Annotated in this window: 12 protein-coding genes; 8 read left to right on the top strand and 4 right to left on the bottom strand. The window is 70.2% G+C overall.

Annotation, left to right across the window (positions count from 1 at the left end; translation table 11 throughout):
• Together G4D87_RS21905 and yhbY are read left to right on the top strand one after the other, a co-directional pair.
• A partial coding sequence (locus G4D87_RS21905) for a DnaJ domain-containing protein (RefSeq protein ID WP_163784020.1) occupies positions 1-874 on the top strand: 874 nt, incomplete at its 5' end.
• A gap of 41 nt (positions 875-915) precedes the next feature.
• Positions 916-1,206, top strand: coding sequence for a ribosome assembly RNA-binding protein YhbY (yhbY, locus tag G4D87_RS21900; protein ID WP_163784018.1), 291 nt, complete (start codon positions 916-918; stop codon positions 1,204-1,206).
• 52 nt (positions 1,207-1,258) lie between these two features.
• Here yhbY and G4D87_RS21895 read toward each other — a convergent pair whose 3' ends face one another.
• A complete protein-coding gene (locus tag G4D87_RS21895; protein WP_163784016.1) occupies positions 1,259-2,569 on the bottom strand; it encodes a neutral/alkaline non-lysosomal ceramidase N-terminal domain-containing protein in 1,311 nt (436 codons plus the stop codon).
• A 144-nt stretch (positions 2,570-2,713) separates the two neighbouring features.
• Between G4D87_RS21895 and purF the strand changes: the two genes are divergently transcribed.
• Positions 2,714-4,102, top strand: coding sequence for an amidophosphoribosyltransferase (gene purF, locus G4D87_RS21890; RefSeq protein ID WP_240358482.1), 1,389 nt, complete (start codon positions 2,714-2,716; stop codon positions 4,100-4,102).
• A 66-nt stretch (positions 4,103-4,168) separates the two neighbouring features.
• On the opposite strand, the gene G4D87_RS21885 is transcribed toward purF, so the two are convergent.
• Positions 4,169-5,158 (bottom strand): RluA family pseudouridine synthase, encoded by a 990-nt coding sequence (locus tag G4D87_RS21885; RefSeq protein WP_163784012.1) that lies wholly within the window; start codon positions 5,156-5,158, stop codon positions 4,169-4,171.
• 101 nt (positions 5,159-5,259) lie between these two features.
• Positions 5,260-6,390, bottom strand: coding sequence for a non-hydrolyzing UDP-N-acetylglucosamine 2-epimerase (gene wecB / locus G4D87_RS21880; RefSeq protein ID WP_163784010.1), 1,131 nt, complete (start codon positions 6,388-6,390; stop codon positions 5,260-5,262).
• A 107-nt stretch (positions 6,391-6,497) separates the two neighbouring features.
• Here wecB and kdsB point away from each other — a divergent pair, with 107 nt between their 5' ends.
• The gene (kdsB, locus tag G4D87_RS21875; protein WP_163784008.1) at positions 6,498-7,238 is read left to right on the top strand and encodes a 3-deoxy-manno-octulosonate cytidylyltransferase; all 741 of its coding nucleotides are present in this window, start codon (positions 6,498-6,500) and stop codon (positions 7,236-7,238) included.
• Positions 7,239-7,240: 2 nt separating this feature from the next.
• A complete protein-coding gene (locus G4D87_RS21870; RefSeq protein ID WP_163784006.1) occupies positions 7,241-8,098 on the top strand; it encodes a hypothetical protein in 858 nt (285 codons plus the stop codon).
• Here the strand turns inward: G4D87_RS21870 and G4D87_RS21865 are convergent.
• The gene (locus G4D87_RS21865; protein WP_163784004.1) at positions 8,091-8,939 is read right to left on the bottom strand and encodes an aldo/keto reductase; all 849 of its coding nucleotides are present in this window, start codon (positions 8,937-8,939) and stop codon (positions 8,091-8,093) included. The two genes, G4D87_RS21870 and G4D87_RS21865, sit on opposite strands and share 8 nt — an antisense overlap.
• A gap of 109 nt (positions 8,940-9,048) precedes the next feature.
• Between G4D87_RS21865 and G4D87_RS21860 the strand changes: the two genes are divergently transcribed.
• The 3 genes from G4D87_RS21860 to pyrG form a co-directional block, all read left to right on the top strand.
• Positions 9,049-10,815, top strand: coding sequence for an ABC transporter ATP-binding protein (locus G4D87_RS21860; RefSeq protein ID WP_163784001.1), 1,767 nt, complete (start codon positions 9,049-9,051; stop codon positions 10,813-10,815).
• Between the two features lie 307 nt (positions 10,816-11,122).
• Positions 11,123-11,356, top strand: coding sequence for a hypothetical protein (locus tag G4D87_RS21855; protein ID WP_013935727.1), 234 nt, complete (start codon positions 11,123-11,125; stop codon positions 11,354-11,356).
• An 84-nt stretch (positions 11,357-11,440) separates the two neighbouring features.
• Positions 11,441-13,006, top strand: a 1,566-nt coding sequence (gene pyrG, locus G4D87_RS21850; protein WP_163784000.1) for a CTP synthase, incomplete at its 3' end; no start/stop codon positions are given.

Genomic DNA, 13,006 nt, shown 5'->3' with positions numbered 1-13,006 from the left:
GCCCCGGCCCGTCGCGGGCCCCGGCGCCACCGCCCCACGTCCAGCGGGCACGGCTCCAACCGCCGGCCCCGGCGCCACCGCCGCGCGTCCCCCAGTCGCCGGGCCCGGCGCCCAGCCTCGTCCGCCGCCGTCCCTGTCCGCGCAAGGCGCGCAGCGTCCCGCCGCCGCTGCGACGCCCGCGAATGCACCGGGCGCTGAAGAGATTCCCGCCCTGCGCCAGCTCACGATGGCGATGAAGCAGCAGAACCACTTCCAGCGGCTCGGGCTGACGGAGCAGACGAACGCCAGCGCGGTGAAGATCGCGTACTTCCGGCTGGCCAAGCTGTACCACCCGGACACGCTCCCGCAGGGGGCGCCGCCGGAGCTGGAGAAGCTGAAGGCGGAGGTCTTCGCGTATATCGGCGACGCCTACCGCACCCTCTCCGACGACAACAGCCGCGCCAGCTACATCGAGGAGCTCAAGAGCGGCGGCAGCGGGGACGGGGTGGACATCAACGGCATCCTCATGGCGGAGGAGCTGTTCCAGAAGTCCTGCATCCTGGTGAAGGCGCGCAAGTTCCCGGACGCCGTGAAGATGCTGGACGAGGCCATCAAGCTGAACCCGGAGGAAGCGGAGTTCTACGCGTGGCGTGGCTACGCGCGCTTCTTCACGGCGGCGGACAAGCGGGCCGCCCAGCCCGAGGCCTTCCGGGAAATCCAGAACGCCATCAAACGCAACGAGCGCTGCGCCCCCGCGCACTACTTCCTGGGCGTCATCGCCAAGCTGATTGGTGACGCGCCGGGCTCGCTCAAGCACTTCAAGCGCACCGTGGAGCTTCAGCCGGACCACATCGACGCGCAGCGAGAAATCCGCATGGCGTCGCAGAAGAAGTAGGGTGCGCCCCCTTACCCGAAATCACGAAGGAGAGAAGGAACGTGCCGCTCACTGGGAAGCAACGCCGCCATCTGCGCGCGCTAGGACACCACCTGGAGCCGGTGGTCATCGTCGGTCAGGCCGGCGTCACCGAGGGTGTCATCGCCGCCATCGAGCAGGCGCTGCAGGACCACGAGCTCATCAAGGTGAAGATCAATGAGGGCCCGGAGACGCGCCAGGAAGCCGCGGCGCGCATCGCCGAGGGCGCCCAGGCGGAGCTCGCGCAGCTCCTGGGCCGCACCGCGCTCGTGTTCAAGAAGCGCGAGAAGGACTCCAAGTTCGAGAAGCTCTAGCCAGCCTCGAGCCGGCCGCGCCGCGGAAAGTCCTCCGCGGCGCCCGGCCGCCTCACGGCGTGAAGCCCGCCGCCCCGGCCACGAGCTCCGCCGCCACGCTCAGCCGCTCCAGCAGCGCGGGCCCGAAGTACTGGCGCCTGGACTCCCCCAGTCCACCCTCCACGTTCGCCGCCGTCTCCACGTAGCCCACGTAGCCATCCGCCAGGCTCAGCACGCCCGTGGCGTCGGTCCGTTGCAGCAACTCCACGCCCGCGGCCACGCTGGGCTCACCCGGCACCGCCACCAGCTTCAGCGGCCCCAGCACCAGCGCGCCCACCTCCGCCAGACGCGGCGCGGAGTCACACAGCAGGTTGTCCCCCGCCGCCCGCGTCAGCGCCGGCACCAACCGCGACGCGTCCGGACGTGGCATCGCCGCGTCGGCGCGCGCCAGGGACAGCCGCACCGTCTCTCCCACGGGTGACAAGGGCATGTCGCCAGCCAGCTCCGCCAGCGCCCGCGCGAAGCCCGACACGCGCTCCAGCCCCTGCCCTTCCGAGTACGCCACCTTCGCATTGCCTCCCGCGCCCTGCAGCACCAGCGTCACGCCGCTTCCCTCCTCCTCGCGCAGCGCGCTGAGCCGGCCGGGGTAGTCCGGGTCCACGTAGGCGCGGTGACGCGGCACCATCGTCGGGTGCCCGGCGAAGAGCAGCAGCTCCGCCACCGGCCCCTCCTGCCCCCGGAACACGGCGCGCGTCAGGGCGCCATCCGGCTTCGCGCCGCCACTGCGCGACACGACGAAGTCCGGCTTCCGCGCCTCGCCGACCTCCAACGACACCGGGGCGAGCGCCGCCGCCGCCTGGGCCAGCGCGTCACCCGCCGCCGCGGTGATGACGTCCACCACGTCCTCCCGATAGCGCCCGGTGCCGGACAACTGCGCCACCAACCGCGAGTCATACCCGCCCAACGACGAATGCGTGTGCGTGGCCAGGACCAGCACGTCCTCCAGCCCCGCGGCCCGCGCGCGCTCACGCACCCGATTGACCAGCACGTCTGGAACCAGGAGCAGGTCCAACGACACCAGCCCCACCCGTGCCCCGCCTGCCTCCAGCACCATCGCGCGCGCGAAGAGCGGCACGTCGGCCTGGTCCGCCTCGGGCCGTGGCGGCGTATAACCGGCCACCACCACCGGGAAAGGCGGCGCGAGCGTCACCTTCGCCGCGCCCGCGCGCAGCGGCCCTTCGCCATGGACCTGTGACACAAGGCGTGGCGCGCGCTCGGCCCAACTGCCACACCAGTTCCAGGACGCCAGCGAATACGCGGCGCCTACGGTGAGCAATACCAGGGGAAACAGGGAACGCCAGCGGGCCGCGCGCGAGGATGCCATGCGCGAGCCAGACTAACCGCTGGGCCTGGGCTTTGGGACGCCTGACTGCCCACATGAGACGACTCTGGCGTCGGGTGGAATACCCACCAGAGGGGCATGCGTTCCTGTTCCGCTCACCGCTTGAAAGGAGTAAGGCAGCGCGCCATGTGCGGCATCTTCGGAATCGTGGGGCACGCCGAGGCCTCCAACCTGACGTACCTGGGACTGCACGCCCTCCAGCACCGGGGGCAGGAGTCCGCGGGTATTGTCGCCTCTGACGGGATGGGGCTGCGCGCTCACCGGCAGCTGGGACTCGTCGCCGACATCTTCGATGCGCCGGTGCTCGCCACCCTGCCGGGGCAGGCGGCCATCGGCCATGTGCGCTACTCCACCGCGGGAGGCAGCGGGCTCAAGAATGCCCAGCCGCTCTTCGTGCAGTACGCGGGCGGGCAGTGCGCCATCGCGCACAACGGCAACCTGGTGAACGCGGTCGAGCTGAAGCAGCAGCTCGAGGCCGACGGCGCCATCTTCCAGTCGGACGCGGACACGGAGGTCATCCTGCACCTGCTGGCGCGCTCCAAGCAGGCGACCTTCGAGCAGAAGCTCGTGGAGGCGCTGCGCAAGGTGACGGGCGCCTACAGCCTCCTGGTGCTCACGGAGAACAAGCTCGTCGCGGTGAGGGACCCGCACGGCATCCGGCCGCTGGTGCTGGGACGGATGAAGGAAGGCGCCTACGTGCTGGCCAGCGAGTCGACCGCGCTGGACCTTATCGAGGCGGATATCGTGCGCGAGCTGGACGCGGGCGAGCTGCTCGTCATCGAGAACGGGCTGCTGCGCACCAGCAAGCCCTTCGCGGAGCCGCCGCGTCAGGCGCGCTGCATCTTCGAGCAAGTGTACTTCGCGCGGCCGGACTCCACGCTGTTCGGCAGCAACGTGTACGAGGTGCGCAAGGAGATGGGCCGTCAGCTCGCGAAGGAGCAGCCCGCGCCCGCCGCGGACCTGGTCATCGCGGTGCCGGACTCCGGCGTCCCGGCGGCCATCGGCTTCGCGCAGGCCAGCGGCATCCCCTACGACGTGGGCCTCATCCGCAGCCACTACGTGGGCCGCACCTTCATCGAGCCGCAGCAGTCCATCCGCCACTTCGGCGTGAAGCTGAAGCTGTCGGCGGTGCGGCAGGTGCTCAAGGGCAAGCGCGTGGTGGTGGTGGACGACTCCATCGTCCGTGGCACCACGAGCCGCAAAATCGTGAAGATGATCAAAGCGGCGGGCGCGCTGGAGGTACACCTGCGCATCTCCTCGCCGCCCACGAAGTGGCCCTGCTACTACGGCATCGACACGCCGAGCCGCCAGGAGCTCATCGCCGCGACGCACAGCGTGGAGGAGATTGCCACGTACGTGACGGCGGACTCGCTCGGCTACATCTCCCAGGAGGGCCTGGGCCGCGCGGTGGGCGACCCGGAGCGCGCCAGCTTCTGCACCGCCTGCTTCTCCGGCAAGTACCTCATCGGCGACTTCGGCGAGCAGCGCTCCGAGCCCAGCAAGCTCACCGCCTGACGTCACCACCGGCTCCACGCCCCTGGCCCCCTGCCCGCTTCAGTCCGGGCCGGGGGCCTTCGCGTTTCAGGCCGGCAGGGCCACGTGCCGGCCTTCGATGAAGTCCCTGAGGTCCGAGGGCAGGGGCGCCTCGAACACCACGTCCTGGCCAGAGCCCGGGTGCGGGAAGGCGATGCGCGCGGCGTGCAGCGCCTGGCGGGGCAGGCGCAGCCGCGGCCACGCCTCGGGCTCCAGGCAGTGCTTGCTGAAGCGGTCGAAGTAGCCCGGGTCCGGCCCGTACATCTTGTCCCCCACGAGCGGGAAGCCCGCGTGGTGCAGGTGGATGCGAATCTGGTGCTGGCGCCCCGTCTCCGGGAAGCAGCGCAGCAGCGCGAAGGGCGCGCCGTCTCGCGTGAAGCGCTGGAGCACCTGGAAGCGCGTGCGGCTCTCCTTGCCCTCCACCGGGTCGATGCGCACGGCGATGCGGATGAGCTCGGTGCCCTCCGCGATGGGCGCATCCACGGTGAACGCGTCCTCGGGCGGGTGCCCCTCACAGAGCGCCAGGTACTCCTTGCGCACGTCACGCGAGACGAACAGCCGCCCCAACACCCGGCAGGACGCCGTGGTGCGCCCGCAGACGACCAGCCCGCTGGTCTCCCGGTCCAACCGGTGCGCGGGCTCGGCGAAGCGCTCACCGAAGCGCTCTCGCAGCAGCGTGACGAGGGTGCCCTTGTGGTAGCGCGCCGTGGGGTGGATGGGCAGCCCCGCGGGCTTGTCCAGCACCAGCAGCCAGTCGTCCTGGAACACCACGGGCAACTCCGTGGGCGTGTCCGGCTCCTCGCTGGCGCGGCGGCGGATGCGGAAGGCCAGCCCCGGGTACACCGGCGTGGAGGGCTTCAGACGCCGCTCCTCGCAGATGACGCCCCTCAGGATGACGCCCTGGAGCCGCTCCCGCGTCATCCGGCGGAGCTTCTCGCCCAGGTACGCATCCAGCCGCCAACCCGCGTAGTTCGGCTCGACGACGTAGCGGATGTCGACGTAGCCCTCCGGGGCTTCTTCCTGCGGTGCGCGGTGCATGGGCCTGCCAGCGCTCTACCACGGCGGGCCCTCCTGCACAGGCGGGGACGGACGAGCGGGCGGGCCCACGCAAAGCGCCGGCCCCCACCCGCCCATCGCCGTCAGGCCGACGCCGCCTGAATCGGCTGGTCCTCGACGCCGAGGAAGCTCGCGAACAGGTCCGCGATGCGCTCGGCGGCGCGGCCGTCCCAGAACTCGGGAACGCGGCCCTGCTTGCCTTCACCGTCCAGCACGCGGTCCGCGGCCAGCCGGATGCGGACCGGGTCGGTGCCCACCACCTCGTTGGAGCCCTCCTCCACGGTGATGGGACGCTCGGTCTGCTCGCGCAGGGTGAGGCACGGGATGCCCATGGCCGTCGTCTCCTCCTGGAGGCCGCCGGAGTCGGTGAGCACCAGGCGCGCCTTCGACGTGAGCGCCAGGAAGTCCAGGTAGCCCATGGGCTCCACGGGCCGCAGGTTCGGCGTGCGCTCGAACCACGTGTCCAGGCCCTGCTCCGAAATCACCTTCCGCGTGCGCGGGTGCACCGGGAAGATGACCGGCAGGCGCGTGGCGACGTGGGCCACCGCGGACAGGAGGTTGCCCAGAATCTTGGGGTCGTCCACGTTGGAGGGCCGGTGCAGCGTGCACACCGCGTAGCCGTGGGGGATGAGCCCCAGGTCCTTGAGCAGCGGCAGCTTGTCGGCCTTCTCGCGCGAGGCGAAGAGCGAGTCGATCATCACGTTGCCCACGAAGTGGATGCGGGCCGGGTCGGTGCCTTCCTTGAGCAGGTTGGCGTCCGCGTCACGTGACGGCGTCAGCAGCAGGTCCGACAGGCGGTCGGTGACGAGGCGGTTGATCTCCTCCGGTTGGTGTGGCGAGTAGCTCCGCAGCCCCGCTTCGACGTGCGCCAGGGGGATGCCCAGCTTCGACGTCACCAGCGCCGCGGCGATGGTGCTGTTCACGTCTCCCACCACGGAGACGAGCGCCGGAGGGTGGGCCAGGAAGACCTTTTCCAGCTCCACCATCATCCGCGCCGTCTGCTGCGCATGGCTGCCCGACCCGATGCCCAGATGGACGTCCGGGGCAGGCAGGCCGAGGTCGGAGAAGAACACGTCGCTCATCTTGGCGTCGTAGTGTTGCCCCGTGTGGACAAGGATTTGCTCCAGGGGCGTACGCTCGGCGATGGCGCGATAGATGGGCGCGACCTTCATGAAGTTCGGACGCGCCCCAACGATATGAATGACCTTCTTCATGTTGCGACCAAAGCTAGGCACTGGAGCCGCGCTGGCCAGTGTCCCATGATGCGAATGTCCAATCCCGGGGGCAGGCGTTCGTCGCGAACCTGATAGACGGAGGGGTCATGCAATCTTGCCGGACCGTTGCAGTCATTCCCGCCCGACATGCCAGCACCCGCTTCCCGGGCAAGCCGCTGGCGAACATCGCTGGCCGAACAATGATTGAGCACGTCTGGCGCCGCTGTCAGGAGGCCCAGGCCTTCGACGAGGTGTGGGTTGCCACCGATGACGACCGCATTCGCGCCGCGGTGGAGGGCTTCGGCGGCAAGGCGGTGATGACCCACCCCGCCTGCGCCACGGGGACCGACCGGGTCGCCGAGGTGGCGCTCGGCCGTCCGGACGTCGACATCTGGGTGAACGTCCAGGGAGACGAGCCCCTGGTGGACCCCGCCGCGCTCCAGCGGCTGGCGGGCCTCTTCCAGGACGCGTCCGTGCGGATGGGCACCCTGGTCCGCCCGCTCGAAGCGGACGAAGCCGCCAGCCCGCACGTGGTGAAGGCGGTGCTCGCCCTCAACGGCGACGCGCTCTACTTCAGCCGAAGCCTGGTGCCCCACACCCGCGAGCCGGGCACGCCCGTCCAGCGCTGGGGCCACATCGGCCTCTACGGCTACCGGCGCGACGTGCTGCTGTCGCTGGCGAAGCTGGCGCCCACGCCGCTGGAGGAGGCGGAGAAGCTGGAGCAGCTCCGCGCGCTGGAGCACGGCATCCCCATCCGCTGCGCGAAGGTCACCTCGCACACGGTGGCCGTCGACCTCCCCGGTGACGTGGAGAAGGTGGAGGCGCTCATGCGCGCGCGGGAGGGCTGACCATGGGCTTCCTCAAGAACGTGTTTGGCGGTGGCGAGGCGAAGGCGGACGCCGAGTCCCCCACCCCGGAAGCAGCCACCCAGGCGCCCACGGCGCCCCAGCCCGAAGCCGCCCCGAAACCACCCGCGCCTCCGAAACCCCAGCGCGCGCAAGAGACCCGCAAGCAGCAGCAGGAGGACGAGGACATGGAGGGCGTTCAGCGGCTGGTGTCGCGCAAGGTGGAGCGGGTGCTGGAGCAGCTGGGGACGCTCGCCACGCGGGCGCGCTCGGGCGAGGAAGTCCCCACCATCACCGTCACGCTCCACCTGGCGCACGGCCATTCGATGACGGGCGAGGTGGTGGACTACGTGCCCCGCGAGTCGGTGCTGATGGCCCTGGGCAAGGAAGGGCTGCGCCGCTCGGAGTCGGTGGCCTACGTGGACCTGTCCACGGTGGTGGCGGTGGCGGTGGGCAACGCGGAGAAGCTGCTGGAGCTGACGCAGCTCGTGCGGCCCAACCCCACGCGGCAGGACGTGGTGACGCTGCTGGAGAAGCTGCCCCACGCCCTCACCGAGCAGTTCTGGCCGGGCGAGGCGTCCCTGGGCGGCAAGCCCCTGCGCTTCGAGGTGGACTGGGTGGGCCTGGATGACGAGCCGGGCCGCCGCGCGCTGGAGTCCGCCGTGAATGTCACCTGCCATGCCTTGCGCGCCCTGGCCCAGGAGCAGGGCCGCGAGGTGCTGCGCCGCATCACCTCCGTGCGCTTCCTCCGGGGCCCGGGCACCCGCGCCGCCGTGGAAGGCGAAACGGGCACGGTGACGGTGGGCCCGGGTGAGCCCACCGTGTCCGCCTTCCGCAAGGCGTTCGCCGCCGGCATCAGATGACGGGCAGCGACGCCGGCTCGGCCCCCAGCGGGAAGGCCGCGTCGATGAGGGCCCGCTCGTCGGCGGTCAGCGCCAGCGACGCGGCGGCGGCGTTGTCGCGCGCGTGGGCTTCCCGGCTCGCCTTGGGAATGGCGAACAGCGACGGCCCGCGCACCAGGAACCGGAGCGCCACCTGGTACGGCGTGACGCCGTGCGCGCGGGCAATGGCGCCCAACACCCTCCCACCCCGGCTGTCGGGCCGGGGGAAGCGGCCGTTGCCGAAGGGGCTGTAGCCCACCACCGCCACGCCGTGGGCTTCGCACCAGGGCAGGACGGCGTGTTCGATGGCGCGCTCCTCCAGGTGGTAGAGCACCTGGTTGCAGGCGATGCGCCCGGGCCCCGCGAGCGCGAGCGCCTCCTCCAGGTCCTCCACCCCGAAGTTGCTCACGCCCCAGGCGCGAATCTTTCCATCCGCCACCAGCTTCTCGAAGGCGCGCACCGTCTCCTCCAGCGGGTGCGAACCCGGCCAGTGCAGCAGGTAGCAGTCGAGGTGGTCCGTGCGCAGCCGCTTCAGGCTCCGCTCACAGGCGGCGAGCGTGCCCGCGTAGGACGCGTTGGACGGCATCACCTTCGACACCAGGAAGACGTCGCCGCGCCGGCCCGCGATGGCCTCGGAGACGATGGACTCCTCCACCTTGCCGTGGCCGTACAGCTCCGCGGTGTCCACGTGTGTCATTCCCAGGTCCAACCCGGCGCGAAGGGCGCGGATGGCGCCTGCCCGGTCGTCCTCCTCCATCTGCCAGGTCCCCTGGCCCAGAATGGGCACGGACACCCGTGTGCTTCCGAATGGACGCTGCTCCATGGCACTCCCCCTGACTCGGCGTATGACCTGCTTCGAGAGGATTAATACCGCTTCAACGCACACGCAGGCAGCCGGTGCGCGGGCTGGACGCTCGCGTTAGGCTCCGCCGGTGTCTTCCCCCGTGAACGATTCGAACAGCAGTGCCCCCCCTGGTGTCACCGTGGGGCGCCTGCTGAAGCTGGCGCGCCCGGAGCTGCTGCCACTGGCAGCGGGCACCTTCTTCCTCCTCATCAGCAGCGGGGCCACGCTGGCCTACCCCCGCGCCATTGGCGACCTGGTGGACCAGGCCCTCACCGCGCGCGACCGGTATGTGGTGGACCGGCTCGCGATGCTGATGCTCGCCGTGTTCACGGTGCAGGGCATCGCCATGGCGCTGCGCATCTACCTCTTCACCAACGCCGGCGAACGCGTGGTGTCGCGGCTGCGCAAGGACCTCTTCCGCGCCCTGCTGTCCCAGGAGGTGGGCTTCTTCGACTCGCGCCGCACGGGCGAGCTCACCAGCCGGCTCTCCTCGGACACCACCGTCCTGCAGACCACCGTCACGACCAACGTGTCCATGGTGCTGCGCTACGTCGTCACGGCGCTGGGCGGCGTGGGCCTGCTGCTCTACACCTCCGTCCAGCTCACGCTGGTGATGCTGGCCGTCATCCCGCCCGTGGCCATTGGCGGCGTGTTCTACGGGCGCCGGGTCCGGGCGATTTCCCGTCAGGCCCAGGACGCGCTCGCCGCCAGCGGCGAGGTGGCCGAGGAGGACTTGTCCGGCATCCGCACCGTGCGCTCCTTCGCCGCGGAGCGGCACGAGGTGGAGCGCTACAGCGTCGCCGTGGAGCGCTCCTTCACGCTGGCGAAGAAGCGCGCGCTCCAGACCTCCGTCTTCATGGGCGTGGCCTCCATCGCGGGGTATGGCTCCATCGCCGCGGTGCTCTGGTACGGCGGCCGGCTGGTGGTGGACGGCGGCCTCTCCGTGGGCGAGCTCACCTCGTTCCTCATCTACACCATGCTGGTGGCCTTCTCGTTCAGCGGCATCGCGGAGCTGTGGGCGGACTTCATGCGCGCCAGCGGCGCCGCCGAGCGCGTCTTCGAGCTGCTGGACCGCAAGCCCGCCATCGGCGCCGGCGGCGAGCAGCTGACCGACCTGCGCGGGCACGTGCAGTTCCGCGGCGTGCACTTCGCCTACCCCAGCCGTCCCGACGTGCCGGTGCTCCAGGGCCTGGACCTGGAGCTGCGGCCGGGCGAGGTCGTGGCGGTGGTGGGCCCCTCCGGCGCGGGCAAGTCCACGCTGGCCTCCCTGCTGTCGCGCTTCTACGACCCGCAGAACGGCGAGGTCCTGCTGGACGGCCATCCGCTCATCGCCCTGGAGCCGGAGTGGCTGCGCCGCAACATCGGCATGGTGGCGCAGGAGCCCCAGCTCTTCTCCTGCTCCATCGCGGACAACATCCGCTACGGTCGGCCCGGCGCCACCGACGCCCAGGTGGAGGAGGCCGCCCGCGCCGCCAATGCCCACGCGTACATCGAGCGCTTTCCGGAAGGCTACGGCACCCAGGTGGGCGAGCGAGGCGTGCAGCTGTCCGGTGGCCAGAAGCAGCGGGTCGCCATTGCCCGGGCGGTGCTGAAGGACCCTCGCCTGCTCATCCTCGACGAGGCCACCAGCGCCCTGGACGCGGAGAGCGAGCACCTGGTGAAGGACGCGCTGGAGCGCCTGATGAAGGGCCGCACCACGCTCATCATCGCCCACCGCCTGTCCACCGTGGCCAACGCGGACCGGGTGCTGGTGCTCGACGGCGGCGTCGTCATCCAGAGCGGCACCCACGCCGCCCTCATGAGCCAGGAGGGCCTGTACCGGCGACTGGTGGAGCGGCAGTTTGTCGCAGCCTGAACGCCTGGTGCCCACACGGCGCTCGCCACGCACCGGACGACAGTGGCGCGCCTTCTGGCTCCCGGTTAAGTCTGGGGCTCCGAAAGGAGGTGATGCCTTGAACGACAGCAACTCCAAGGCGTCCACCTCCGCTTCGCTGGCCTGAGAAGGCGCCGAAGCGGTGGCAGACGCTGGCAGTTCCGGGCCCGTTTCCCGCGAGGGAGACGGGCCTTTTTGCGGCGGCTCGGGAATGCCGGCCCCCCCCTCCTGTTCGGAGCGCGCCGGGGGGAGAGGCCGACCCAACACGTTTCATCCGGGAGTTTCCGCCGTGTCCATCACCCCATGCCCCAGCCCGCTGCCCACCGCCCTCCGGGACGAGGAGTCCGTGGACTCGCAGCGCAACCTCTTCTGCCCCAACTACGACGCCTGCCTGCACCTGGTGGTGAAGCGGGGCTGGGAGGGCTGGAGCTGCCGGAACTGCGACTTGCGCAAGTTTCGCGTCGGGCAGCCGACCGCCCAGGAGTTCGCGGTCGCCCGGCCGGGTGGTTGGGACGGCAACTGACGCCGCCCCTCGGTCCCCAGCGGGCGACCGTCCACCGGAAACAGAATAATTGACGCATCCCTGCCTCAGTTGGCAGAACGGGACATGCGCTCCAAGAAAACCAAGTTCATCTTCGTGACGGGCGGAGTGGTCAGCTCCCTCGGCAAGGGCCTCGCCTCCGCTTCGATTGGCGCCCTGCTGGAGAACCGTGGGCTGGCCGTCACCCTCATCAAGCTGGACCCCTACATCAACGTGGATCCGGGCACGATGAGCCCGTTCCAGCATGGCGAGGTGTTCGTCACCGAGGACGGCGGTGAGACGGACATGGACCTCGGCCACTACGAGCGGTTCACCAACGCGCGGATGAGCCGGCTCAACAACTTCACCTCCGGCCGCATCTACCACGCCGTCATCATGAAGGAGCGGCGGGGCGAGTACCTGGGCAAGACGGTCCAGGTGATTCCGCACGTCACCGACGAAATCAAGTCCAGCATCCGCCAGGCGGCGCAGGACGCGGACGTCGTCATCGTCGAGGTGGGCGGCACCGTGGGCGACATCGAGTCGCTGCCCTTCCTCGAGGCCATCCGGCAGATGCGCTACGACGTGGGCAGTGAGAACGTCGTCTACGTCCACCTCACGCTCTTGCCGTACATCGGCGCGGCCGGCGAGGTGAAGACCAAGCCCACGCAGCACTCAGTGATGAAGCTGCGGGAGATTGGCATCCAGCCCGACTTCCTGGTGTGCCGCACCGACCGCGAGGTGTCCCGCGAGCTGAAGGACAAGATTGCCATGTTCTGCAACGTGGACACGCGCAGCGTCTTCACCTCGCCGGACGTGCGCAGCATCTACGAGCTGCCGCTGGAGCTGCACCGCCAGGGCCTGGACGAGCGGCTCGCGGAGGTCCTCAACATCTGGAGCCGGGCGCCGCACCTGGAGCGCTGGGAGAACATCATCCGCAAGGTGTACGAGCCCGCGCGCGGCCAGGTCCGCGTCGCCATCGTGGGCAAGTACGTCAACCTCACGGAGAGCTACAAGAGCCTCAACGAGGCGCTGCTGCACGGCGGCATCGCCAACGACGTGAAGGTGAACCTGCACTTCGTCGACAGCCAGGACGTCGAGGAGCAGGGCGCGGAGAAGCTGCTGGCCGGCGTGGACGCCATCCTGGTGCCCGGCGGCTTCGGCGTGCGCGGCACCGAGGGCAAGATTGCCGCCGTGCGCTACGCGCGTGAGAAGAAGGTGCCCTTCTTCGGCATCTGCCTGGGCCTGCAGATGGCCGTGGTGGAGTTCAGCCGCGGCGTGCTGGGCCTGTCCGCCGCCAACAGCCTGGAGTTCAACGAGCACACGCCCCACCCGGTGGTGACGCTCATGGAGAGCCAGGTGAAGGTGCAGGACAAGGGCGGCACCATGCGCCTGGGCAGCTACGCCTGCGCGCTGAAGCCCGGCTCGCTCGCCCACCAGCTCTACGGACAGGACACCATCCAGGAGCGCCACCGCCACCGCTACGAAGTGAACAACGCGTACCGTGGCAAGCTGCAGGAGGCGGGGCTCGTCATCTCCGGCGCCAACCCCGAGCTCAACCTGGTGGAGATGATTGAGCTGGCCGACCACCCCTACTTCGTCGGCTGCCAGTTCCACCCTGAATTCAAGAGCAAGCCCTTCGCCCCCCACCCC

It is taken from the genome of Myxococcus vastator (assembly GCF_010894475.1).
Classification (GTDB): domain Bacteria; phylum Myxococcota; class Myxococcia; order Myxococcales; family Myxococcaceae; genus Myxococcus; species Myxococcus vastator.
Note: the sequence above shows the minus strand (reverse complement) of the source record. Positions and strands in the feature narration are given on the sequence as shown.